Annotated in this window: 29 protein-coding genes; 21 read left to right on the top strand and 8 right to left on the bottom strand. The window is 66.4% G+C overall.

Features of this window, described 5'->3' with window-relative positions; translation table 11 throughout:
* Positions 1–143 precede the first annotated feature (143 nt).
* The 4 genes from AAFO60_RS09965 to AAFO60_RS09950 are packed head-to-tail and all read left to right on the top strand — an operon-like array spanning position 144 to position 1,659.
* The gene (locus AAFO60_RS09965) at positions 144–656 is read left to right on the top strand and encodes a DUF6011 domain-containing protein (RefSeq protein WP_347956041.1); all 513 of its coding nucleotides are present in this window, start codon (positions 144–146) and stop codon (positions 654–656) included.
* Positions 657–678: 22 nt separating this feature from the next.
* Positions 679–975, top strand: coding sequence for a hypothetical protein (locus tag AAFO60_RS09960; protein ID WP_347956040.1), 297 nt, complete (start codon positions 679–681; stop codon positions 973–975).
* Between the two features lie 60 nt (positions 976–1,035).
* Positions 1,036–1,281 carry a hypothetical protein gene (locus AAFO60_RS09955; RefSeq protein ID WP_347956039.1) on the top strand — a complete coding sequence of 82 codons (246 nt, stop codon included), beginning with the start codon at positions 1,036–1,038 and terminating at the stop codon, positions 1,279–1,281.
* A 42-nt stretch (positions 1,282–1,323) separates the two neighbouring features.
* Positions 1,324–1,659 carry a histone-like nucleoid-structuring protein Lsr2 gene (locus tag AAFO60_RS09950; RefSeq protein WP_347956038.1) on the top strand — a complete coding sequence of 112 codons (336 nt, stop codon included), beginning with the start codon at positions 1,324–1,326 and terminating at the stop codon, positions 1,657–1,659.
* 73 nt (positions 1,660–1,732) lie between these two features.
* On the opposite strand, the gene AAFO60_RS09945 is transcribed toward AAFO60_RS09950, so the two are convergent.
* Positions 1,733–1,960, bottom strand: coding sequence for a hypothetical protein (locus AAFO60_RS09945; RefSeq protein WP_347956037.1), 228 nt, complete (start codon positions 1,958–1,960; stop codon positions 1,733–1,735).
* A gap of 262 nt (positions 1,961–2,222) precedes the next feature.
* Between AAFO60_RS09945 and AAFO60_RS09940 the strand changes: the two genes are divergently transcribed.
* Complete coding sequence (locus AAFO60_RS09940; RefSeq protein WP_347956036.1) at positions 2,223–2,678, top strand: hypothetical protein; 456 nt, start codon at positions 2,223–2,225, stop codon at positions 2,676–2,678.
* A gap of 2 nt (positions 2,679–2,680) precedes the next feature.
* On the top strand, positions 2,681–3,712 hold the full coding sequence (locus AAFO60_RS09935; protein ID WP_347956035.1) for a hypothetical protein: 1,032 nt from the start codon (positions 2,681–2,683) through the stop codon (positions 3,710–3,712).
* A gap of 56 nt (positions 3,713–3,768) precedes the next feature.
* On the opposite strand, the gene AAFO60_RS09930 is transcribed toward AAFO60_RS09935, so the two are convergent.
* Positions 3,769–4,236, bottom strand: coding sequence for a TIGR04338 family metallohydrolase (locus tag AAFO60_RS09930; RefSeq protein ID WP_347956034.1), 468 nt, complete (start codon positions 4,234–4,236; stop codon positions 3,769–3,771).
* Positions 4,233–5,075: a DUF2786 domain-containing protein gene (locus tag AAFO60_RS09925; protein WP_347956033.1), complete on the bottom strand. Its 843-nt coding sequence runs from the start codon at positions 5,073–5,075 to the stop codon at positions 4,233–4,235. Before AAFO60_RS09925 ends, AAFO60_RS09930 begins: the two co-directional genes overlap by 4 nt.
* Before the next feature lie 505 nt (positions 5,076–5,580).
* Here AAFO60_RS09925 and AAFO60_RS09920 point away from each other — a divergent pair.
* Both AAFO60_RS09920 and AAFO60_RS09915 read left to right on the top strand, forming a co-directional pair.
* Complete coding sequence (locus tag AAFO60_RS09920) at positions 5,581–6,483, top strand: DNA-processing protein DprA (RefSeq protein WP_347956032.1); 903 nt, start codon at positions 5,581–5,583, stop codon at positions 6,481–6,483.
* 102 nt (positions 6,484–6,585) lie between these two features.
* Complete coding sequence (locus AAFO60_RS09915) at positions 6,586–6,993, top strand: hypothetical protein (RefSeq protein WP_347956031.1); 408 nt, start codon at positions 6,586–6,588, stop codon at positions 6,991–6,993.
* Here the strand turns inward: AAFO60_RS09915 and AAFO60_RS09910 are convergent.
* Entirely contained in the window at positions 6,990–7,511 is a 522-nt protein-coding gene (locus AAFO60_RS09910; RefSeq protein WP_347956030.1) for a hypothetical protein, read from the bottom strand. The genes AAFO60_RS09915 and AAFO60_RS09910 overlap by 4 nt on opposite strands.
* A 166-nt stretch (positions 7,512–7,677) precedes the next feature.
* A complete protein-coding gene (locus tag AAFO60_RS09905) occupies positions 7,678–7,932 on the bottom strand; it encodes a hypothetical protein (protein WP_347956029.1) in 255 nt (84 codons plus the stop codon).
* 399 nt (positions 7,933–8,331) lie between these two features.
* On the opposite strand from AAFO60_RS09905, the gene AAFO60_RS09900 reads away from it, so the two are divergent.
* The 6 genes from AAFO60_RS09900 to AAFO60_RS09875 all read left to right on the top strand — a co-directional run bounded on the left by AAFO60_RS09900 (position 8,332) and on the right by AAFO60_RS09875 (position 11,955).
* Complete coding sequence (locus AAFO60_RS09900; RefSeq protein WP_347956028.1) at positions 8,332–8,652, top strand: hypothetical protein; 321 nt, start codon at positions 8,332–8,334, stop codon at positions 8,650–8,652.
* Positions 8,653–8,898: 246 nt separating this feature from the next.
* The gene (locus tag AAFO60_RS09895; protein WP_347956027.1) at positions 8,899–9,447 is read left to right on the top strand and encodes a S1 family peptidase; all 549 of its coding nucleotides are present in this window, start codon (positions 8,899–8,901) and stop codon (positions 9,445–9,447) included.
* A complete protein-coding gene (locus AAFO60_RS09890) occupies positions 9,444–10,796 on the top strand; it encodes a hypothetical protein (protein ID WP_347956026.1) in 1,353 nt (450 codons plus the stop codon). The genes AAFO60_RS09895 and AAFO60_RS09890 overlap by 4 nt, the downstream gene beginning before the upstream one ends.
* Positions 10,797–10,892: 96 nt before the next feature.
* On the top strand, positions 10,893–11,138 hold the full coding sequence (locus AAFO60_RS09885; protein WP_347956025.1) for a hypothetical protein: 246 nt from the start codon (positions 10,893–10,895) through the stop codon (positions 11,136–11,138).
* A gap of 26 nt (positions 11,139–11,164) precedes the next feature.
* Positions 11,165–11,746: a 3'-5' exonuclease gene (locus tag AAFO60_RS09880; protein WP_347956024.1), complete on the top strand. Its 582-nt coding sequence runs from the start codon at positions 11,165–11,167 to the stop codon at positions 11,744–11,746.
* Positions 11,743–11,955, top strand: a complete 213-nt coding sequence (locus tag AAFO60_RS09875) for a hypothetical protein (RefSeq protein ID WP_347956023.1) — start codon at positions 11,743–11,745, stop codon at positions 11,953–11,955. Before AAFO60_RS09880 ends, AAFO60_RS09875 begins: the two co-directional genes overlap by 4 nt.
* Positions 11,956–12,372: 417 nt before the next feature.
* Here AAFO60_RS09875 and AAFO60_RS09870 read toward each other — a convergent pair whose 3' ends face one another.
* Both AAFO60_RS09870 and AAFO60_RS09865 read right to left on the bottom strand, forming a co-directional pair.
* Entirely contained in the window at positions 12,373–13,071 is a 699-nt protein-coding gene (locus tag AAFO60_RS09870; RefSeq protein ID WP_347956022.1) for a hypothetical protein, read from the bottom strand.
* 157 nt (positions 13,072–13,228) lie between these two features.
* Positions 13,229–13,672: a hypothetical protein gene (locus AAFO60_RS09865; protein ID WP_347956021.1), complete on the bottom strand. Its 444-nt coding sequence runs from the start codon at positions 13,670–13,672 to the stop codon at positions 13,229–13,231.
* 132 nt (positions 13,673–13,804) lie between these two features.
* On the opposite strand from AAFO60_RS09865, the gene AAFO60_RS09860 reads away from it, so the two are divergent.
* A complete protein-coding gene (locus AAFO60_RS09860; RefSeq protein WP_347956020.1) occupies positions 13,805–14,224 on the top strand; it encodes a hypothetical protein in 420 nt (139 codons plus the stop codon).
* A 91-nt stretch (positions 14,225–14,315) separates the two neighbouring features.
* On the opposite strand, the gene AAFO60_RS09855 is transcribed toward AAFO60_RS09860, so the two are convergent.
* Positions 14,316–15,629, bottom strand: coding sequence for an AAA family ATPase (locus tag AAFO60_RS09855; RefSeq protein WP_347956019.1), 1,314 nt, complete (start codon positions 15,627–15,629; stop codon positions 14,316–14,318).
* A 439-nt stretch (positions 15,630–16,068) separates the two neighbouring features.
* Between AAFO60_RS09855 and AAFO60_RS09850 the strand changes: the two genes are divergently transcribed.
* The 6 genes from AAFO60_RS09850 (at position 16,069) to AAFO60_RS09825 (ending at position 21,648) form a co-directional block, all read left to right on the top strand.
* Positions 16,069–16,296 carry a hypothetical protein gene (locus tag AAFO60_RS09850; protein ID WP_347956018.1) on the top strand — a complete coding sequence of 76 codons (228 nt, stop codon included), beginning with the start codon at positions 16,069–16,071 and terminating at the stop codon, positions 16,294–16,296.
* Complete coding sequence (locus AAFO60_RS09845) at positions 16,293–16,586, top strand: hypothetical protein (protein WP_347956247.1); 294 nt, start codon at positions 16,293–16,295, stop codon at positions 16,584–16,586. The genes AAFO60_RS09850 and AAFO60_RS09845 overlap by 4 nt, the downstream gene beginning before the upstream one ends.
* The gene (locus tag AAFO60_RS09840; RefSeq protein ID WP_347956246.1) at positions 16,469–16,879 is read left to right on the top strand and encodes a DUF4314 domain-containing protein; all 411 of its coding nucleotides are present in this window, start codon (positions 16,469–16,471) and stop codon (positions 16,877–16,879) included. Before AAFO60_RS09845 ends, AAFO60_RS09840 begins: the two co-directional genes overlap by 118 nt.
* A 236-nt stretch (positions 16,880–17,115) precedes the next feature.
* Positions 17,116–18,966: a hypothetical protein gene (locus AAFO60_RS09835; RefSeq protein WP_347956017.1), complete on the top strand. Its 1,851-nt coding sequence runs from the start codon at positions 17,116–17,118 to the stop codon at positions 18,964–18,966.
* 133 nt (positions 18,967–19,099) lie between these two features.
* On the top strand, positions 19,100–20,755 hold the full coding sequence (locus AAFO60_RS09830; protein WP_347956016.1) for an AAA family ATPase: 1,656 nt from the start codon (positions 19,100–19,102) through the stop codon (positions 20,753–20,755).
* Positions 20,756–20,922: 167 nt separating this feature from the next.
* Complete coding sequence (locus AAFO60_RS09825; protein WP_347956015.1) at positions 20,923–21,648, top strand: serine hydrolase domain-containing protein; 726 nt, start codon at positions 20,923–20,925, stop codon at positions 21,646–21,648.
* Positions 21,649–21,736 lie beyond the last annotated feature (88 nt).

Here is a 21,736-nt window from a genome sequence, read left to right as displayed (position 1 = left end):
CACATCTGGCCGCCGACCTCGCAGAACAGCAGCTCAGAGTCCTCCCGGCCAGTCAGATCGACCCCGTCGTGTGCCGCGCACCATCGGCGCCTACCGGCACCGTGGAACCCACACCGCCCGGACACGACTTTGAGGAGATCACGATGACCGCACCGACCATCACCCGCCAGGCCACCGACCGTCAGCGCAACTACTTGCGTTCGCTCCTCGAGCGCACCGGGGATGACACGACTGTCGCCGACACCGGCACTCTGACCTGCGCGGCTGCCAGCGCCCTCATCGACGCCCTCATCCCGCGCGCTAAGGCCGCGAAGGTCACGCCGCCGCCGGTCGACGTCGATCCCGATCTCACCCCCGCTGGCCGGTACCGCATCACCTATGCCGGAACCGATCTGACCGTCAAGGTGGACCGCCCGACCACGGGCCGGTGGGCCGGATGGGTGTTCGTCAAGGAAATTGACGCTGACGGCGACGAGCACCGACTCAGCCGGGCCGACAGCAAGGGCGTCCTCGCGGTGATCGCAGCGACCGGCGCGAAGGCCGCGTCGTCGGCGTACGGCCGCTTCACCGGCGTCTGCGGTGTCTGCAGCCGCAGCCTCACCAACCCCGCTTCCATCGAGGCTGGCATCGGCCCCGTCTGCGCCAGCCGACTCTGACCCCGCGAAAGAAGCCACCGCCATGACGAGCGAACTCACCCAGGACGACTACGTGCTCCACACCACCGCCGACGCCGACCAGAAGACGGTGGTGTCGGTGCTGGTCATCGAGCACCGCCGCGGTTCGGACATCTCCGTCTTCGGATTCGATGCGGACGCCGACACCTACCTCGCCGGCTGGGTCCGCGACTGGTGGTCCGAGGTGGCCGAGCGGCATCGCCCCGCCGAGCCGCCGACCGACGACACCGAAGCGATCAAGTTCTACTTCGAGGCGCACGACGACGAGACCTACTACCGCGATATCGTCACCGTCAGATGACGGCCCGCTACCGTTCACACATCTGGCGGCACCCGCCCGGCCCTGACCGAGGATGAGCCTGTGAAGATCAGACTCCTGTACGGAGACCACGCATCAGCAGCACCGGGGACGGCGATCGAGGTTCTCGCATGCAAGCATCGACGACACCCCGAGTTCTGGGCCGAGCGCGTCGCTGAGGCGACGAGTGAGGTCGATGGCAACTACCACCGGATCGTCGAGGCGACGATCGACGTCGCCGCAGAGAACCTCCGAACGATCCTGTACCCGGAGTCCACCACGATCACCGCCGCCGTCGACACGCACTAACAGGCCAGACAGGGGCTCGGTCAGGCCAGATAGGCTCACCGCATGGCACGCGTCCCCAAGACCGTCATCACTGACGACATCACCGGCGAGATCATCGACGACCACGAAACGATCCGGTGGGGCGTCGACGGCACCACCTACGAGTTGGACACCACACCCGACCGCGCCGCAGAGTTCCGCGCGCACCTCGCCGGATACCTGCAGGTGTCGCGGACTGTCAGTGCCACAGGCCGTCCCTATTCGCGGACCGTCATTGCTCCGACCGGCCGCGCCGCCAGCCGCATCCGCGACTGGGCCGCCGCCGAAGGGATCGCGGTCCCGGCTCGCGGCCGGATCCCCACTGCTGTCCGCGAAGCCTTCGACGCCGCTCACCCGTAGGCCGAGGCCGGCGGATGTGCCCGCACGGCGAGCCAGTCCGGACGTCGAGAAGGGGCTGTGGGTGAGGCGATCACTAACGCCGCTGCTGTGCGGCGAAGACCTCGCCGGCCCGCTCCCGGAGTGCGTCGCCACCGACCATGACGGCCACGAAACCGAACAGCGCCCGCAGGCCGTCGTGGTCGATCGAGGCGAAGGCGGCGACCGCATCCGCTTGACTGTCGTGGACCATGCTGAGGCCGTAGTCGGCGAGTGCGTCGAACGTCAGCGCTTGACACGCCATCGTGACGAGTGCGCCGGACATCGGTAGCCAGAGGGGTGACGTCAGAACAGCGAGTAGGACGGCGGAACCGATGTCGGCGAGTGCTCGGATGTCGGAGCGTGTGGAAGATTTCGTGTGCCTGACGCTACGCGCGGTAGGCGCGGTCTCCAAGGAGCAGGAACACGCTCTGACCTGGTGCTATGTAGGTACTCACACACTACTTTTGCGGTGAAACTCTTGACTCGCAGCAGGGGGGTGTGGTCGGGTTGGTTCACCTTCGAAGCCACACCGGAAAGACCCACACATGTCTGAACCTCCAGATGCTGCCGATCCATGGACTGCCGTCCTCTCGCCGCATCGTCCCCCCGCCGCCATCCCGAAACTGTCCACACACCTCGAAGCCGCCGGCGTGACCGCTGAGCTCCTCGCTGTCATCCTCAACGACCCGCCCCAGGCTGAATCCTGGCTCGGCGGCACGGCCTCACCCGATGCTCCCGGCTGGGTGCGCAACCCGATCGCCCGAGCACTCGTCTGCGCCGAACTCGGAGAACAGGACGTTATTCGGAGTCGGCGGTTCGCCGATCATCGAGCCGCGGCAGTGTCCGAAGCCGTCGACGGATCGACCGTGGCTTCGGTGGCTCGAGAAATCGGCGTCCGTCCTCAAGTCGTCAGCCGACTTCACCACCGCACCAGTCGGGATCTTCTGGAAACCGTGGAGGCCTGGCTGCACCGCAACACAATCTCGCTCGGAGAGAGGTAACCGTGATCGTTCTCATCGCTGCCGCCGCTGCGGCCGGAATCGGCGCCCTCGCCGGGATCGTACTGTTGTCCAAGTTCGTCGCACCAACGCTCAACCCGGGGCCGGAGGTCAGAGCGGAATCGCGTGCGATCATGCGTCGTCGAGGTCGGTTCTGCTTCATTCTCGAAGCAGTCGCGACTATCGCACTCATCGTCCTCACTGTTGCTTTCTCCTGGATGTTCCCAACCGCTGTCGGCGAACCCCAGAGTTCACCTGCCCTGTGGATCCAGATCGCACTCGTCGTCAGCGGCGTGGTGGCACTCGCGGCAACCGCAGCGACCGTCACTGTCAGCGTCGGAGCTCGCCGGCGTGCTGGGTGGCTGCTTCCGCCGACCGAATCTATTCCCACGGAACGCACTCCGCTCACGCTCAGGCTGTTGCTGGTCGTCGCCATTTTCGGCGTCCTCGCTGCCTTCGCGTTCGAGGGGAGCAGCAAGACTCTGTTCGCGGTAGTCCTTCTGGCTGTCCTGTTCCCGGCTGCTCAGGTCACAGTCGTCACAGCCGATTGGGCGGTCTTCGCAGTCAAGGCGGCTGCGCACGCATTCCTCCGTAGCGCGGCGGCAGGAAACGAACGTGCGGTGAAGGCGGCGACCACTCTAAGCAACTGCGGTCGCGGATTTGAGCCCCGCAAGGGCCGCGCAAGGAAGGGACCGGTGTCAGGGATCGCAGTGCATCGACTCACCAGACTGACGTTGTCGGCCGCGCCAACGCGACCGGACCTCGGCTCCGTGGCGACGCTGGCGTTGTCCATGAGCCTGGCATCGGCGCTGGTCGCCTGGCAGGTGCGGCGGCCTGCGCTGGCAGAGGTCGCCATTGCCTACAACAAAGCGCCAGGCGGTGCTGTCTCAGCGGCAGATGGCTGGCCGCAACTGGTCCAGATGTTCTTGATGACCGCTATCGCTCTGGGTGTCCTCCTGTATGGATTCCGGCTGATGCTCGGCTCATTCGCGAACCACGATCGCCCGTCGCTGCGTCGAATTAAATCTGTGGCCTAACCCATCTGGGGAGTCGGGGAGTTCCCACCGTTCTGGCGGTGGGAACTCCTGTGTATTCAGCCGACCTCGACACCTGACTCTCGGTAGAGAACGCCGAGCACGAACGCGGCTTCTGGCCCGACGATCAGTTCGAGGAGTCGGAGGACGGTCGCAGTGAATGCGGGTCCGTGCCTACTCTCGGGTGCGAAGTGATGCCCGAGTTCGTGGAGGACCACGTACTCGCGGAGGAATGTCGTTGTCTCAGGGACCGCGATCGTCTGCGTGGCGTACTCGTAGTGGGCCTTCTTCGTCCCCTTCCTCACCCGCACGGTGACCGTCCCCTGATCGCCGAACTCGGCAACCACGGCCGGGTGAGCGAGCGCAGCGTTGACATAGCGTTGGACGGCTGCGACATCACCGAACCGTGCTTCGGGTGGCACCGTCACTGAGGTGCCCGCGATCTGCACAGCGCCACCGCGACCGAGCATCCCCATGAACAGGGTTTCGGCGCTATAGACGAGGGACTGCTGGTAGTCGCGGCTCATGCCGTCAGCTTCCGTGCGCTGCCACCCAGTGTGGCCTGCTCGCCGATCTGAGCTTTGGCGGCAGCGGCGGCACCGGCGTCGCGGGCAGCCTGGCTGTAGGTCGTAGCGCGGCTGTTCGCGCGGTAGGAACCGCGAGCGACAGACGACTTTTTGTAGTGGTCGGCGACGGCAACGTCCTTGCCCTTGAGGACCAGCTCGGCACTCGGTGCGCTCCCTGGGCGTGAGTCGTCGACGCCGTTGGTTGCGTCGATGTCGCGGGTGGCCTGCTCTCGGGCTGCTGACAGGCGTTCGTCGATGTGGGCGGAGTACCCGGCCTGAAATTCGATCCGCGCTTGCAGGCGGTTCGGGGTCCGTGTCTCCCACCGCTGGTAGCGGTGCCCGCATTCGTCGCGATAGGGGACCAACCGCTGGATCTTGGTGTTCTTCCAGTCGCCAGACTGCAGGTACACCTCGGAGGCCTTCACCATCTGAACGATCAGGCTCGCGTACAGGGCGTCGACAACGTCGATGTCAGACTCGAAACCGTAGCGGATCACGAACGTCGAGTTATGGGCGATGTCGCACCTCACGTTGTTGTTGGTCGCGATCGCCAACATGAGGGACACGTAGGTCCGCAGTCCCTTCTTGCCTCGCTCACCGATCACGCAATGCCGAGTGATCGGGACGGCTGTCTTGTCGCGAGCTCCGGCGGCGGCGCGCGCCAACTCGAGGCTGACCGAGTGCGTGGTCGCCAGGCGCTGCGCGGTCTCGGTGAAGGCGTCAGCCTCCGACTGATTGTCTGTGCCTTCGGCCTGCCGAAGGAGGTTGCCGATCCGGGTGAGCATCTTGTCGTTGTTCATGCTCAGCAGTCTTCGCGGTGGTGCTGAAACGGTGCGGCACGGCGACAACTGGCCCGAATGACCGTGCCGGATCACCAGCGTGAACAGCCTGTACCGAGGCATGACTGGCATCGTCAGCCGTCCGATGGCTGCCCGGCACCGTCGATCGGGCATGGCTGCCGACCTGGCTCTAGGCGTGCCCCGCAGGAGCTGCCGACCAGCGGTGACCCGGCTGTCCGGGGCGCCGACCTCGCTTGCGTTGTAGCCCGTCCCGCGGGGACCACGACGCGATCCCCGCCGGCCAGCCGGGCTGGTAGGGGAGCCGGGGCAGGCTGTCCGCCGCTGGCGTCGTCCCGGACGCCGAACGCCCGCGCAGGTTCTGCCTGGTCACGCCGACTTCTCCGTGGTGCTTCCTGCCGGTGTCGGACAGGGCAGGTCCGCTCGCGTGCCGCGCCGACAATTGGGCTACCGGTGAACTTCAGGGGACCGGCCCGATCGGGCCCGGCACCTACTACCTGGAGATCCCGTGACTACTACCGCCACTGTTTCTGAACGCCCCGACACCGCGACTGCGGCGTGGGCTTACCTGGCCGCCGTGTCGGACGGCCCCAACCCGACCCTGCGGTCGTTCATCGCCGAACACGGGGTGCGCATGGCCGCCGACTGCATCGAATCGGGGCTGATCCCCGACGAGTACGCCGAGGCCCTGGACCCGGTCCTCCGTCGCGCACAGCAGCTCGACTGGGCGAAGCTGACCGCCGACACGTCCGCGGTCGACGCCGTCATCCTTACCCCCGAGCACGACCTGTGGCCGCACCGCCTCGCCGACCTCGGCGACCAGGCACCGTTCGCGGTGTGGGTTCGCGGCCCGGCCGTCGCAGACCTGGCCGCCGGTGGAGTCGCCGTCGACGGGACGCGAGCATCGAGCAGCTACGGAGCGTTCGTCAGCGAGCAATTCGGCGCCGACCTGGCCAAGGCCGGGCACACCGTGTTCAGTACCGGCGGCTACGGCTGCAGTGGCGAAGCTGCGCGCGGAGCACTGGACGCCGACGGCACGGTTGTCGCAGTCCTCGCCGCCGGAATCGACCGGCAGTACTCGCGCCCGGCAAGTGAGCTGCTCGCCGACATCGAGGCCCGCGGTGTGCTCGTGTCGGAGTACGCGCCTGGAGTGGTGGCCAGCAAGCGACGCCGCCTAGAGAGGAACCGGATCCTGGCTGCGCTGGCCTCGGTTGTCGTTGTCGTGGAGGCTGGACGCCGCAGTGGTGCCATTCACTCCGCACGGCAGGCCGCACGTCTCGGTCGGATGGTCGGAGGTGTGCCCTCGTCCGTCACGAGCGCCTATGGGATCGGAGTTCACGCGCTCCTGCAGGACGGGACGGCGCAGCTGGTGACCAGCGCGCAGGACGCCCTGGACTTGGTCGCCGCCTAGCAGCCTCCTCGGCTGCGCGAGGTCGCCGACGCTCATGGGGAGCGTCGGCGACCTCTGCGTTCGACCAACCCAACTATCGAACAACTGTGCGAGAATGGTCGAGTGAATGAGGGGACTGGATCAGCTGATGGCGACGCTGGCATCGCCGACCTCATCGACGCCGGCACCTGGCTTCCCCTCGACCCGCCACGACCAGTCACCTTCATCCCCGCCGAAGCCCTCGGCTGGGCCGCCCGACTGGCCGGACGCCGACCACCACCCCTACGAGTCCGCTCCTGGGGCCTCACCTACCCGCCAGAACTACCCGCCACACAAACCGGGTGGGTGCGGTTCTGCACCGGAATCTGGGCGGCCACCATCACCGTCGACATCCCCACGTTCAACCGGCGAGCACACCTGACCGCGGACCTGTGGGTGCCCGCCGACGCGATCCGACTGTCCGCCGACCCCGCTACACCGCGGCCGGCGGCCGCCGGCACCATCGCCGACGACCACCCGCCCGCGCGTTAAGCCGCCGGATCAGCGACCGCGAGACCCCAGAAGTCCAGGTCTGCACGGAGCTGCCGGTTCAGATGATCGGTGACGTGGGCGACGAACGCCACGAGCTGGCCCTCGAGCGTGACCTCCTCGGGGCGGCCCCCGACCGAGTCGCCCGCGGGCATCAGTTCAGCTGTCGCGACACGGGAGGTCTCGTAGCTGACGTCGTAGAGGGCCGCACGGTCCCGGTCAGGGGTGCCGCCGCCCATCAACTGCACCAGGACCTTGACGCCGGTGGTGACGCCGTAGTCGTTGAGGAGCGGCGAGAACTTCAGCGACTGCACGCGGAAACGGCCGTCGGCACACGCCACCGCCCGGTAGGAGATGACGAGAGTGTCGAGCATGCTGACCAGCCGACTGACGTTGCCAGCAGACAACGAACTGCCGGCGGTGGGGAACGGCGCGGCCTCCGCCAACGACTCGCCGGTCGCTGGATTGTTATGGCTGTGGATCTGGGTGAGGAGAACCTCCGGACGGAAGATGAGCTGCACGATTGACTCCTTCTAGTCGGGTGGAAGTGCACATCAAGTCCACCTCGGGCGGTTGTCGGGGCGCGGCACGCAGATGACGGGAGGCGACGTGCGACTGTGCCAGGGGCTGGCTGGCCGTCGACGCCCCTGGGATGCGGCCGCCGACGCGCAGTCAGCGGCCCAACAGTCACACTGTCACCTGGAACGTGATCGCCCGCTTCCCGCACTCGGCGCAGGTTCCGGGCTGAAAAGTCAGCCAGTCACCGTCGCCCATGTCGGGTTCCTCGCCGTACCGTTCCTCGAAATGCGCAGCGCACAGGGGCACATGACCGCTTCCCTCACCGGACACGGTCACCGGCTCCCGGTCGGTCTCCGACGGCTGGTTGGGGTCGTCGGCGATCCGGACGATCCGGATCTCAGCGGTGCGGGATTCGAGGTTCATGACGGCTCCTTCTGGTTGGGGAAGATGCCTCTAGTTCACGGCAGGCCCGTTCGAGGTCGCGGCACACAAGCCGCAGCCGACGATGGGCTGGACCAGCGAGCAGGGAGTTCGCCGATTCGCTGGACCGCGATCCCGATGATTCTGTGGACTCACACGCGGCCGGACGCGGGTTTGAGCCGCGCGAAGCGACCGATCGGGTCCATGAGTCCAGACTTTGTGGCGGATGAGAAACAACGAGGCGTGAGAGTCCAGCTGTCCAGACTTTGCGGCCGCCAGTCCGGACTTCACCCGCCTGCGCAAGCGGCCCGCGCTGCCGTCGGCGCCGCTGCGTGCCGCGTCCGGCGATCGGCCACCCGGACACTGATCCCAGATCACCTGGAGCCCACCGAGGAGAACGCCATGACCGCCACGATCACCAACCCGACCGCCTACGACGCCGACGTCGCCGCCCTCACCGCCGCGGGCATCCCGGCGACCTTCGAATACTTCGGTCACGGCTGGCAGATCATCGTCGTCGAACTCGGCAACGACCGCCGACTGCTCATCGGCAGCGTCGGCGACAACCAGTGCCTGCCGATCCGCCGCGGCGACCTCGCCGGCTGGCAGATCGACCACCTCGACGGCGTCGGCGACCTCATCGACCGGTGGGACACCGACACCGCCGACACCGCATCCCTCGTCACCCTCTGCCAGCGCGTGTACACCGACCTCGCCAACTGACTCGGAGAGCACGCAAGCGCCGCTCAGTCAGTGCGGGGACCACTGTCGTCGCAGGCCACGTCGCTGATCTCGTCGCGCGGGAAACCAGGGTGGGACACTTCACTCACTATTCGAAGCCACACCCTGGAGGACCTGACCATGGTCGCCATTCGCCGTACCCTCATGCCCGCCCTCGCCGCCCTCACACTCCCACTCCTCGCGCCACTCGCCCCAGCCTCAGCCGCACCCACCGTCACCCCGGGATCGATGCTGCGAATCACCGTCGGCGAGTACGGCTGCACCGTCGGAATCACCGGCACCGACCGCACCGGACAACCGTTCGCGGTCACTGCCGGCCACTGCGCCTCCAAAGTCGGCGACCTCGCCTATCCAGGCCTGAGCCTCGACCCCATCGGCACTGTCCGCGCCGTCTCGAAGATGTTCGACCTCGACTACGCCCTCATCCGCGTCAACGGCACCGTCCCCGAAACCGCCGTCGCGGCGCCACCGCAGGTCGGTCAGAGAGTCTGCAAGACCGGCCGCATGACCGGCGTGACCTGTGGGCCGATCACCGCCGTCACCGCCAAGGACATCGTCGTGCGTGTCAAGGCGTTCCCTGGCGACTCCGGCGGCCCCCTCCACGATCAGGCCGGCCGCGTCATCGGCATCACAAGCCGCGCGAACCTGCCGCTCAGCACTCCACCGATCGCCGCCATCGGGCACTGGGGGCTACAGCTGGCGTCACCGAAGGAAGTGCGATTCGTTCGCGCCGACCGCATCACCAGTCGCATCGGCTACGCCCCGGCTGCACGATGACCGGCAACGAGCAGCTGGCCCCGTCGCCCGCAGTCCACCACATCGTCATCAGCCACCTGACCGACGCGAACATTCCGACGACCCTCGCGAGTGCGATCAGCCAACTCAGCGACCCGGACACCACGGTGATCGTCACCGTCGTCATCGACCGCGGAACCACGCCCACCGATCCGGGAAGCGACCGCGTGCACTTCCTCGAAGCCAACCCCGAAACCTCGATCGCTGTCCGCGACAACCTCGCCGCGTACTCCCAGCCAGCCGCCACGACGATCAGGTTCCTCGACGACGGCGACATCCTGGCGCCATCAGCGACCGTCGACGACACCCGAGCTCTTCGCGGCGCCCACTGGTGCGCCTCCGGCGTCGCCGACACCGACGGAACCGCCATCCACCGCCGCGCTCCGGGCACAGTCCCAACACGTACTGTGCTCGACGAATGGGCCGCACCGACCGTTGGCCTGTCGATCCACCCCTCCGGCGTCGCCTACACGATGACCGCGTTCACAGCGCTCGGCGGCTTCAGCGCTGTCGAGTACGCACATCGCACCGAACTGATGGCCCGCGCCAACGAACACTGGCCCGGCCACTACCGGACCGGGGCATCGAGCCTGACCCTGCGCCCGCACACAGCACTTCTGCGAGACCGCCCGATGTCGTTCGGGCGAGATCGACTCGCCATCACCGAAGCGCTGCTGTCCGGACGCACCCTCACAGCGACAGTCCCCGACCGCAGGTCGATCGAACAGTGGTGGGACGAGATCTCCGACCAGGCGTGGATCACCCACACCGAAGGCCTCGCCACCACCATCAGCGACGGCGACTCCCTCGAGGACGTGATGATCCAGGCGCGGAAACTGCACTACCGGTTCGCGTGGCCCCGGCTCGTCGACTATCTCAACTCCGCCGGCACCCGATTCCGTAGCGTCGACGACTACCTCGAGGCGATGTATCTGACCGCTCACGCCGCGACCACCCAGCACTGGGATGACGCGATCGCCTTCACTGCCGAACACGGCAAGCACCGCATAATCCACCTGCTGCTGACGGCGGTCTTCGAATCCGGTGCCACCTCGCAGGACGCGATCACCGCCGGCATCGGGTTCGCCGACCTCCTCCTCGAACTCGACCCAGCCGACCCGGTCGCTCACTACCGGCAGATGTCGCTGCACCGGATGCGCGGCGACTACCCAGCCGCCGACCAGTGGCGGCGCCGCGCCCTCGACGCCATCGCTGTCCTCCCCGACGCCAACCTCTCCGACCACCTCCGAGAACGGGTCCTCGCCGAAGTGCCGATCATCACCGCACACCTGCTCCCCGAATCCGCAGAAATGACGTCGACCAGCAGCTGACCGCGGCGTCGCCAGTGAAGCTCTGTGCCGCTTCACCCGAACCCCCACGGACATGCTCAGTTCCACCTCGACAACAACCCAGGCAGGGAGGCCACCATGGCAACGAAGAAGACTCGCACGCTCACCGATGAGCCCGGAGTGATCGCGTTCGCCGAACTCTGGAAGCAGAAGTTCTCGGATAAGTGGCTGAACCTGGAATGGGTCGAGAGCATCGGCTACCTGCCGGTGCTCCGGTCGAATGTCGCCGACTACATCGCCCGCTACGGTTTGGACTGCACCGTCGACGAACTCCTCGACGCGGTCCGCACCCTCACCTCAGAAACCACGACCTCCGCCGCCTGACTCCGGCACTCTGAAAGGAGAGGCCGATGCCGATCATCGGACCCCTCGTGTTCCTCGACACCGAAACCACCGGGCTGCGCCCGTTCACCGACCACATCTGGGAAGTCGCCGCGATCATCCGCGACCAGGACGGATCCATCACCGAACATCAGATGTTCGTCGAACACGACCTGACACTCGTCGACGAACTCCCACCGGAGTATCGCGAGGACCACGACAACCGCTACGACCCCATCCGAGCGGTTCCTGCAGCGGACGCCGCCCACATCATCAACGGCTGGTTCGCCGGCCGAAAGCATCTGGTCGGCGCCAACCCCGCCTTCGACGCCGCCATGATCACCAACCTTCTCAACAAGACCGGCGGCGGGACACCGGCCTGGGCCTACCATCTGATCGACATCGAAGCCCTCACCGTCGGCCACCTCCAGGCCACCGGACACACCATCGAACTGCCGTGGAAGTCCGATCAGCTTGCCGAAGCCGCCGGCCTCGGCATGACCAACGATGACGGGACTCCCCGCTACCAGCGACACACCGCCCTCGACGACGCCCGCTGGGTCTACGACTGGTACAACCACCTCGACACCACCGCGAAAGGCACCAAATGAGCGAACACCACCACCTGTACGGCGCACACCGCAACAACCAGTGGGTCCATCGCATCGTCTCGGGCGGACCGACGCCGCCCGACACCCAGACCACGGTTACCCCCTCTGGAGAGTCGCTCCGCCTGCCGTACCTGGCGACCTTCGACCACGAACCCACCGAAGACGACCTCGACACCTACCGTCCCGCCGAGTTCGCCCACCACGACTAGCAGATCCAGCAGTTCCACACCAGGCGAGGGCGAAATGACTGGCACATCACCGGATCAGATGTTCTGTAGATCTCCGACGTCCTCGGCCTGCCGCTCCATGTCGGCCAGCAGCAATACGGTGAGGCCGACTCAGAACACGCCCGCTCGGAAGGGAGGAACACCATGACCCGTAAGAGGGGCCGCAAGGCGGCGGCGACCGCGTTCCGCCGACAGATGCACGCTCTGTCATTTTCCGGCGTTGAGGTGCCCGCACCGCGAATGTCGCCGGAAGAACTGGCAACTCATCTGGCGAACCGAACCCGCGGTGGTCGCCGGACGAACAAGCGCGCCGCGGCCAAAGCCGGCAGCGGACGCGGTGGCCGTGCAGGAGCACGTCGCGCCGCGTGCGCGTGGTAGCCGCCACAGCGTCAGTCGGGGTCAGTCAGGATCGTGACCGGACGGTACATCCATGTTCTCGTAGCTGAGGAGATCATCGAGATCAGTGATGTGCCGGTGAAGCTGTCCGAGCCCATCCATGAGTTCGAAGCCGAACGCGGCGAGCGATCCGACTGCGAGCGGACTTTCGTCCGCGTCGACGACCTCGCGGCGATCGCCGGCGTTGAGTCTTTCGATGAGAACCGAGCCCAGGTACCCAGCCACGTTGGCGACCGCGTCGCAGACGTCTTCGAAAGCGGACGTCGGCATCGGGGCTTCGAGTACGTCGAAGGACGTCAGGGGGAGAGGGAAAATACTCACCTGTATCAAGGCCGCCTGCCCGAAGATCTCCTCGCGGGTGCTGTCGAGCGGTGAAGTCGGATCCTGGAGCGCCTGCAACACAGCCTGAGACCAGGAGACCAGGTGCAGGGCGAGGCCGCCGGGGATCGCCACGATCCCGTCCTCCGGCGGATCCTCGTCGTCCTCGATGCTCGTTGCCCACGACCGGACCGCATCCTCGGTGATGTACAGACGGGCCTGACGTTCATCGACGCCGGTCGAATCGGCGATCGAAGAGACCATCGCTCGCACGTAAGCGTCGGCTGCTTCCGGCGGCATTGTGATGCCTCGCCGATGCAGCTCGGCTTGCAGGAGGCCACGGTACTTCTCGACCCACGCGTCGAGACTCTGTTCATCGTCCACCCGGTCAGCATGAAGCATCGGCGCCGCCCAGTCATAAGGTTGCGGCGACTCGCCGACAGATCGGACACTAGCGTCCTATCGCAGGTCACAGCAGGGACTGGACGCGCAGTGACCGCACTCGGTTCCCGATCTGTGCGGGCATGACTGCCCGTGCTGGTTAGGTCGACGAGTGCACGGTCGCCGTGCCGACGGAGGCGCCCTGGTTGGTTACCGTCGATGGCGCCGTCGGACCGACCTCGACGCTGTCCGGGCGGCCACTGAACGCCAGCCACACCGCGATGACAACGAACACCGTCGCCACGATCATGGCGACAACCGCGGTGGTCCTCCAGACGGACCGGGACGATTCTGTTGCCGCGGCCTGCGCTTCGAGCGCGTCGCAGCGATCCATGAGCGCGTCCAGCTGCAGTCGCCGCCTCTCGTTCTGATCGAGGTAGGGGCTGATCGGGTCGGCAGTGAGAGCACCGAGCGAGTATCCGCCGATGCCAATGCGGTCCGAGCTCACGCGGTGGATGTCGGCCATGTAGCCGCCAGCAGCGCGTGCCGGCCGGTCATCGTCGTTGTCGGAGGAATCAAACGGGGGAGTGCAGGGATACGACACGGGAGCTACCTTCTGCGGGTCTGGGACGTTGCGTGCACCGTAACGCCGCACTTTCCGGCTTCTGCTCCAGCTCGACAGGAAACGCCGGTGCCATGCTGAGCAGACGATTCGAAGCCACACTGGGAGGTCCGAATGACTCTCGCCCCCGCCCACGACGATCTGCGCACCACAGACCAGCCGGACTCCGGCCCACGCCTGAGATTCAGCAGCCACGGACTCAGCAACTCGGGAATGGTCCTGTTCGCCTCGAAAGTGCAGGAGCAGACCGGTCTGCGCGCCCGCCAGGTGACCGTGCACCCGCTCGGATGCGACGGCGCCGACCTCGAACAGATCACCGACGGTCTACTCCGCAGGCTCCGGTCAGAACCGGTGGCTGCTGTCTTCGCCTACGTCGACCAGCTTCGGCGGCGGTACCAGCTCGAGGCGATCACGTTCTCCGGCCCGGTCGGCGTTGTCACCGTCAGCCGCGGCGGCGCCGTCGACGTCACCCCACCCAATCGGCAACCCACGGTGTTCGCGAGGCTGTCCGCGGTCCTCGACGGCCTCGGCTGAGCCGGCATCCCCACGTTCCCTCGGGGATGGGAGTGGGGCCGGTGCGCGACGAGGGGGAGAGCCTGCGCACCGGCCCCACGATCAGGGGCCGTCAGGCGACGGCAGTCAGGGCCAGCGCGGTCGGCGCGATGCCCATAGCTTGGGTGATCTTCGCGATCACGTCATCGTCGCGGCGGTGCTCAGGGCATGCGGTCAGCAGGGCGTTGGCGGCGAACTCATCGCCCAGACCGGCGTTGATCATGTTCTGTACGTCGAGCAGCGTCGCCACTGACGGAGTCCACACCGGAATGTCGCCGTCTGCGATCTGCTGGCGGCGCATGGTGTCGAGCGTGCGCCCGATCTTCACCAACCGTGCTTCGACGCCTCGCCGCTCGGCGGCGGTGTAGTCGTTCTCCACCAGCAGACGAATCGGGAACCGGCGCAGGAGCGCCTCATCCAACTCGTGCAGGCCCTCGCCCTGGTCGTTCCACGTTGCGCACACCCAGAACCCGTCAGCGGCCTTCACGACCTTCCCGCCGAGCGCTTCGACGGTCAGCGTCCGCTGGAAGTCCATCACCGAAAACAGCTTCGCGAGCGTCGTTCCCGGGATACGCGTGAGTTCGTTGATCAGAACGGGGCGACCTTCCTCGACCGCGGTCAGCAGCGGCCCGGACACAAACACGAAACCGGACGCCGACGTGACACCGTCAGGGGCAGGCACGAACTGGCCAACCAGATCAGCGACCGTCAGTTCTTCGTGGCCCTCGATGACGACCAGATCGTCACCGAACGCCGCCACCGGCAACGTCGTCTTACCGGACCCCGTACCGCCATACAGGCCACAGCTCTGCCGGAGCACGGTGCGAGCCTTACGCAGCAGATCAACGTCAGTTACGCCTCCGACTATGCGCGGGAAGTACTCGCCACCATCAGGCAACGGAATCGGCGCGAGCGCGCTCGGAGAGAGTTTCGGCTTCTTCACCGACCGACGGCGCGGGGTAGGGCGGCGCACCGGTGCCGGAGCGGCGGCACCGCCGACAACTTCGGTGGCGGCGTCGAGCGCGCTAGGACGGTCGTCACCGAAACCCTGGCTGACCGCGCGGAGCACCTGCCGGGTGATGTTCTCAACCGGTTCGGTGGCCAGACCGCTGTAGTCGAACACGCACGGCGCGGCGAGGACCGTGTCGTAGCCGGAGGACTGCTTATCGCGGAGCTTCCGTTCAAACTCGCTCGTGATGTTGGACGACACCATCTTGTGAGGGCCTGACTCGACATGAACCTTCATGGAAGCGGACCGAACGGCCGATTCCCCGCCGTGAGCCGTGCAGTAAACAGGATTACCGGCGTCATCGACCCACGCCGCAGCGCCGTAGACCTTCGCCCGCGCACTTCCCTGATCCTGGACGAGCCAAGCTGCAACCTTCATTCGAAACTCTCCCTTGTTCGAGGTGCTGAACTGTTGCCACAACACTCCCAACTCGGTGCCTGAGCACGCGGCACACGAACCATCTACGCAGGTCACAGGACGATTCCGAACCTGTGGCCGCCAATCGTTCCAGTGACCGCAGGCCTGCCGTGTGCTGCAGCCGGCAACCCAAAACCCCAGGTCACAGCTGCGCAGCGCCGCACCGGTAGAACGCTGGTCCTGATCGGCGGGCATGAGCGACCTCGCCGGCGCATCGCGAGCAGTGAGGCTGTCCGCGGTAGCTGCCGGTGCTGCGCCGCTGATCGGACTGTCCGCCGCCCCCCGGTCGGAACCAGCAGCTCAGCCGGGGAGCCTCGGCATCGTATGCCGCGCCATGAGTGGTGCCCCTGATGGTCTGAACGCATCCCAACCGCACCGACCGAGCCTGGAGGCAACCATCATGTCGAACCCCACCAGCAGCATCTGGACCGCCGAGATTCTGCCCGATGAAAACCCGGCGTCACAGCCGCTGTGGGAGAACAGCGGCTACCCCAGCGAGGCGGCGGCACGCTCGGCCGCCGCCGCCGTCATCGGGCGTGCCGGTGACGTGCTCGGTTCCGACGACCTCGCCCGCGACCACGACGGCAACGTCGTCGCCGTCGTCCGCACTGCGGAGGCGGCCGCGTGAACGGCGCGCTCGTCCAGCAGGTCTGGAACCTGCAGAACGCGCAGCTGGGTGCCGCGCTCCCGCAACTGCGGCCACTGAACCTCGATGACGTCCGCGAAGTCCGGTCAGCGTTCGCCGGATGGTTGAACCGGCAGCGCGCCAGCTACAGCAGCTGGCAGCAGGCCTGGAATGCGTGGACTCGTGCCACCGAACGGCATCCCGGCCGCGTCGAGTTCACCCGTACGCACTGCCCCAACTGCCACGGACGCCGATACGACGCCGCCGCGGACACCTGTGCCACACCTGCCTGACCGGCAGCCGCTGGAGGCACGTGTCGACCATCGCCACACACCAGCAGGAGCCGGCCGCGCAAACGGGCGGAGGAAAGGCCGCGAGGACACTTCCGACTGTTGGGCAGCGAGTGAAGATCACCGGCGTCATGGACGACCCCGACCCACTGCCGGTCGGCCTCACCGGCACGGTCACCGCCGTCACCGAGTTCGGCCACAGCATCATCGTCGGAGCCGGAGCGCAGATCAGCGTCGACTGGGACAACGGGCGAACGCTGATGCTCGTGGACACCGACCCCTACACCGCCCTCTGAACGCACCTGGGGAGGCCGCCGCCACTCGGCGGCCTCCGACAGGCGCGTCCGCGCCGATCGGGGAGCTGTCCACAGCCTCGTGCGCGCCGCGAGCGTGAACAGCTCACCAGGGCAGAAGTATCTGCAGCCACCTCCCGCCGGCCACACCGGAATCGACCCCGACCGGCCTACTGCGTGCCGCGCCAGCGAACACCGGTCAGTGACATTGGTCAGGACCTCAACGAATGGAGAACACCGTGACTGCAGCGACGCTCAACGACACCGACCGCGAATGGATTGCCCGGTCGGCCGAACTGACCGCCCTGGTCGACAGCATCGCGGTCCGCCGCGACCTCACCGTCACGATCACCGACCAGCCGGTCGTCGCTCCCGGCCTGTTCCGGCCGTCGACGTGCACGATCACTCTGGACGCCAACAAGCTGCTGCCACCGAACACCGAACCGGACGACGTCAGCTTCGCTGACCCCCGCGACCTCGCGGACAACCCGATCGTTTCCGGCGTGCTCGCCCATGAGGTCTCCCATGCCGACCACACCATCTGGAACGGTGACCTCGGACCGCACCGCCAGTGGGTCACCATGCTCGAAGAACCCCGCATCGAATCGGTCATGGCGCGCACCCGCCCGCACACCCGCCAGTGGATGCAGGCATCCGTGGCCCACATCCTCGGGAAGGTCGACCCCACGAACGCAGTTGAGGCGGCGAACACGCTCATCCTGCTCGGCGGTCGCCTGCTCGGCGGTGTCATCGACCCGCACGACGGCCTAGACCTCGATGCCGTCTGCGCGCCGTGGCTGACACCTGAGCAGATCGCCGTCATCACTAGCGCAGTCGACACCGCTGTTGGCCTGGACGACGGCGACAACGCCGGAATGGCCGAGTGTGCAGAGACAATCGCCGCCGCACTCCGCACCGACGACCAGACTCCCGACGACGATGCGAACAGCAACGACAACGGCGACGACAGCGGTCAGCATATCCCCGGCGCAGTCGGCACCCCAGTCCAGGGCAGCGGTCCCGCCGCCCCGCAGCACGGCAACACGCAGGGCAGCGACCAGCAGGACGGCGACAGCAACTCCACCACCGAAGACGCAAACGGCCAGGCCAACGCGGGGACTGGAAGCGCGCCCGGAAACGGTGCCGACACGACCACCGGCCAGCGTGACGTCGGGGCCGTGACAAACCTCAACGCCGCGCTCAACGAGACCGCCCAGGACGCCCAGGACGCCATGAACGCCGCCGCAGGCAACATCACCGCCAGCCCTGCCGCCCAGCGCCGCCACCAGGCCGACAACCAGCGCGCCGCCACCATCAGCAGCTCATCGGCCGACGCGAAGAACACCCGCCACCGCGTGACCTTCCGCAAGCCGACCGCCGCCGAACTTGCCGGCCGCGAGAACCTGCGGCGAGCGCTGCGCCGCGCCGCCGACCGCGGCTACGACACCACCCGCACCGCCCACCAGACCCCACCCGGCAAGCTCAACATGCGTGAACTCGTCCGCCGCTCCGGCCAGCGCGCCACCGGCCAAACCGTCACCGCCACCCCCTGGACCACCACCAACCGCCGTCGCCGCCGCCAACCCACCCTCACCGTGGGTGTCGCCGCCGACATCTCGCCGTCGCAGGACCACGTCACCGACCCCGTCGGTGTCGCAACCTGGCTACTCAACGTCCTACCGCGCGACCGCGGCGGCCGCGTCGAAACCGTCACCTGGCACTCCACCGCCGCGAAACTCCCCATCGGTCGCGGTGACCTCATCCCGATCGCCGAAACAGACGGACTTTCTGGCGGTCTACCGAAGGCCCTGCAGGCGCTCGACGGCATGCTGCACCTGAGCGCCAAACGAGACGGCGCACGACTGGTCGTCGTCATCACCGATGCGATGCTGCCGAACGCCGATGCCGTCAACGCCGAACTGCAGCGACTCCTGGACAACGGTGTGCGCGTCCTATGGCTGCTGAGCCAGCGCGCCCCCAGCTACCAGATGACCCCGGTACGCGGGGTGACCGTCGCCCACATCGACAACCCGGCCACCCTCGCAGACACCATCGCTACCGCGGCCGTCGACACGTTGACCACGTACTGATCTGATCAGACGAACCGCGACACCGCCTCGCCAGCGAACACGCCCTATCGGGCATATTGGATGCGCGTAGACGAAGACATGTCTACGCGCATCCGCGTGCGTCCAGCGCGCCGAAACGAAGAGGAACCCGACGATGAAACTCGATTACACGCCGGAGTTCACAGCGATACTCGAACACCTCCACCAGGGGCGCGGAGCTTTCGTCACCGGACTCGCTGGGTCCGGAAAGTCGACCCTGATTCGCGAGTTCTGCCGAACCACCGACCGCAACGTTGTCCGAGCGGCTACCACCGGCATTGCGGCGCTGCTGATCGATGGGAGCACCGTGCACAGCCTGTTCGGGATCTCCTCGTCGACAACTGTCCACGACGTCGTAACGGGCAAGTTCAAACCCCGCCGCCGCAAAGTGCTCAAGTCGATGCAAACCCTCATCATCGACGAAGCATCCATGTTGAGAGCCGACCTGTTCGACACCATCGTCGAGATCCTCAACCGATTCGGCCCCACCCCCGGGCAGTGGGCCGGCGGCGTGCAGCTGGTCCTCGTCGGCGACCTGTACCAACTCCCACCCGTCGTTATCAGCTACGAAGAGGAGTACTTCCGTACCCACTATGGGTCGCCGTTCTTCTTCTCCGCGCACCACTTCAGCACCACCCGCATCCCGACCGCCAGACTCACAAAGGTCTTTCGCCAGATCGGTGACCCTAGCCTGGTCGACCTGCTCAACGCTGTCCGTGAAGGGCTCGCGACCGAGCACGTCCGTCAGCTTCTCGCTACCCGCACGATCGAGAACTTCGAACCACCCACCGACGAGTTCTGGCTTACCCTCGCCACGTCCAACGAACGGGCCCGCATCATCAACGAACGGCGTCTCAACAGGCTCTCCGACGCACCCCGGACCAGCACCGCGACCATCACTGGAGAAGTAGGCAGGCGCGAGTACCCCAACGACGAAACCATCGAATACGCCGTCGGCGCGCAGATCATGCTCCAGACCAACGACTCACACCGTCGGTGGGTCAACGGTTCCGTGGGCGTGGTCACTGCGATTAACACAGACGGCAGCATCGAAGTCACCCTCCGTGACAGCACCGAAAGCGTCACCATCGGCCCACACACCTGGGAGATCGTGCGCCCCAAAGTCAAGGACGGACGCATGACGAACAAGCTGGTCGGGACGTTCACCCAGCTGCCGTTCAAGCTGGCCTGGGCGATCACCATTCACAAAAGCCAAGGCCAAACCCTCGACCGGATCGCCATCGATCTCACCGGTGGAGCCTTCGCCGCCGGTCAAACCTACGTGGCCCTCAGCCGCGCAACGTCCCTGAACGGAATCGTCCTCACCAGGCCAGTTCGAGCCAAAGACCTGAAGGTCGATCCCCGCATCATTCGGTTCCTCGCCGAACCTGACCCTTTCGCCGCCACTGCGCCACGCTGCGCCATCGCTGTCACAACCATCGGCGAAACGTTCTACGCCGATATCCCCCGCATCATCGAGATCGGTATCGCGTTCAGTGACGGCACCGCACTGTCCACTATCGTCAACCCAGAACGTGACCCGGGCACAGCGCTCCAGGACTACGGCATCAGCAACGACGACCTGCTCCTAGCACCGACGCTGCCCGCAGCATGGGCGGTCATGAGCCAGTTCCTCGTCGGCCGCGCCCTCATCGCAGCCGACGTTGACGCACTGACCCAAGTCCTGACCGCGGACCTCAAGCGACACGGTCACGCGATCAGCCTCCCGATTGGAACCGACGCCGCCGTCCCCGACAGCTATGACCTGTGACTTTGTCCGCTAAATGGCGTGACATCTTGATCGCTGTGTGGCGCCCTCAGAGTGTCCACTCGTGAGACGCGTCGCCGGTAGGGTGAACAGGTATGAAACCCGCCTGTCTCACAAACGCATCAACGACAGACGGTGACACCGCTCTGGCAGGCCTTCTACTCAACTCCTTGCCGCTCAACCGCCCCGTCTATGCCGCCTGTCTCGCCACAGTCGGCCCGGCAGGCACTCGCATCGCCACGATCGGGTGCGACCTGCAGAAAACGTTCCACATCGGTTCAATCAGCAAAGCCCTCAACGGCTTGATCTACACCGACATGGTGCAGACCAGGCTGATCTCACCGCACGACCGGCTCGAAGACTACCTCCCCCTGGCCGGAACAGCTGCCGGTGAAGCGACTTTGGAGTCCTGTCTGACCCACACCTCAGGACTGCCTGCCACCGGCGGGGGAATCCGCTCAGCAGCCCGAGCGCTCAGTGCTGTACTGACAGGTGGTGATCCACAACCCGAGAACCTCGCCGATCTGATGAACCAACTTCGCCGATCGCGTGTCCGTCATGCCGGGCGCTTCAGCTACTCCAACCTCGCTGCCTCAGCATTGGGCCACGCGTTAGCGGCCGCCGACGGGGCGGACTACCCGACGCTGGTGCGAAACAGGCTGACGATACCGCTGGGGTGTTCACGCCTGCGCGCTCAGCAACCTGCACAGCGAAACCTCCCGCATGACCTCAACGCTGTCACCGTGTGGGGCACTGACCAACTGCCCTGGACCGGGCAAGGCTATGGACCGGCCGGAGTGATCAGGGGAAGCGCCCATGATTTCGCCACGGTCATGTCAACCCTTCTCGCCGATGACGGGGCTTCCCCCCGGATAGTGGACACAGGGGTGAATTAAGCTGCGTCTCCGATTCTATCGGAGACGCTCCGCTCGTAATCGTTCGGGGACATGTTGTTGCAGAACGAGTGCCGCCGCCGCGTGTTGT

Origin of the sequence: Gordonia aichiensis (assembly GCF_039946255.1) — a bacterium.
GTDB lineage: Bacteria > Actinomycetota > Actinomycetes > Mycobacteriales > Mycobacteriaceae > Gordonia > Gordonia aichiensis_A.
Note: the sequence above shows the minus strand (reverse complement) of the source record. Positions and strands in the feature narration are given on the sequence as shown.

What these genes read in the sequence shown, in the direction of transcription:
- AAFO60_RS09965 (WP_347956041.1), top strand. Translation starts at nt 144, where the DNA reads ATGACCGCACCGACCATCACCCGCCAGGCCACCGACCGTCAGCGCAAC.
- AAFO60_RS09960 (WP_347956040.1), top strand. Translation starts at nt 679, where the DNA reads ATGACGAGCGAACTCACCCAGGACGACTACGTGCTCCACACCACCGCC.
- AAFO60_RS09950 (WP_347956038.1), top strand. Translation starts at nt 1,324, where the DNA reads ATGGCACGCGTCCCCAAGACCGTCATCACTGACGACATCACCGGCGAG.
- AAFO60_RS09945 (WP_347956037.1), bottom strand. Translation starts at nt 1,960, where the DNA reads ATGTCCGGCGCACTCGTCACGATGGCGTGTCAAGCGCTGACGTTCGAC.
- AAFO60_RS09940 (WP_347956036.1), top strand. Translation starts at nt 2,223, where the DNA reads ATGTCTGAACCTCCAGATGCTGCCGATCCATGGACTGCCGTCCTCTCG.
- AAFO60_RS09930 (WP_347956034.1), bottom strand. Translation starts at nt 4,236, where the DNA reads ATGAGCCGCGACTACCAGCAGTCCCTCGTCTATAGCGCCGAAACCCTG.
- AAFO60_RS09925 (WP_347956033.1), bottom strand. Translation starts at nt 5,075, where the DNA reads ATGAACAACGACAAGATGCTCACCCGGATCGGCAACCTCCTTCGGCAG.
- AAFO60_RS09905 (WP_347956029.1), bottom strand. Translation starts at nt 7,932, where the DNA reads ATGAACCTCGAATCCCGCACCGCTGAGATCCGGATCGTCCGGATCGCC.
- AAFO60_RS09900 (WP_347956028.1), top strand. Translation starts at nt 8,332, where the DNA reads ATGACCGCCACGATCACCAACCCGACCGCCTACGACGCCGACGTCGCC.
- AAFO60_RS09895 (WP_347956027.1), top strand. Translation starts at nt 8,899, where the DNA reads ATGCTGCGAATCACCGTCGGCGAGTACGGCTGCACCGTCGGAATCACC.
- AAFO60_RS09890 (WP_347956026.1), top strand. Translation starts at nt 9,444, where the DNA reads ATGACCGGCAACGAGCAGCTGGCCCCGTCGCCCGCAGTCCACCACATC.
- AAFO60_RS09885 (WP_347956025.1), top strand. Translation starts at nt 10,893, where the DNA reads ATGGCAACGAAGAAGACTCGCACGCTCACCGATGAGCCCGGAGTGATC.
- AAFO60_RS09880 (WP_347956024.1), top strand. Translation starts at nt 11,165, where the DNA reads ATGCCGATCATCGGACCCCTCGTGTTCCTCGACACCGAAACCACCGGG.
- AAFO60_RS09875 (WP_347956023.1), top strand. Translation starts at nt 11,743, where the DNA reads ATGAGCGAACACCACCACCTGTACGGCGCACACCGCAACAACCAGTGG.
- AAFO60_RS09860 (WP_347956020.1), top strand. Translation starts at nt 13,805, where the DNA reads ATGACTCTCGCCCCCGCCCACGACGATCTGCGCACCACAGACCAGCCG.
- AAFO60_RS09855 (WP_347956019.1), bottom strand. Translation starts at nt 15,629, where the DNA reads ATGAAGGTTGCAGCTTGGCTCGTCCAGGATCAGGGAAGTGCGCGGGCG.
- AAFO60_RS09850 (WP_347956018.1), top strand. Translation starts at nt 16,069, where the DNA reads ATGTCGAACCCCACCAGCAGCATCTGGACCGCCGAGATTCTGCCCGAT.
- AAFO60_RS09830 (WP_347956016.1), top strand. Translation starts at nt 19,100, where the DNA reads ATGAAACTCGATTACACGCCGGAGTTCACAGCGATACTCGAACACCTC.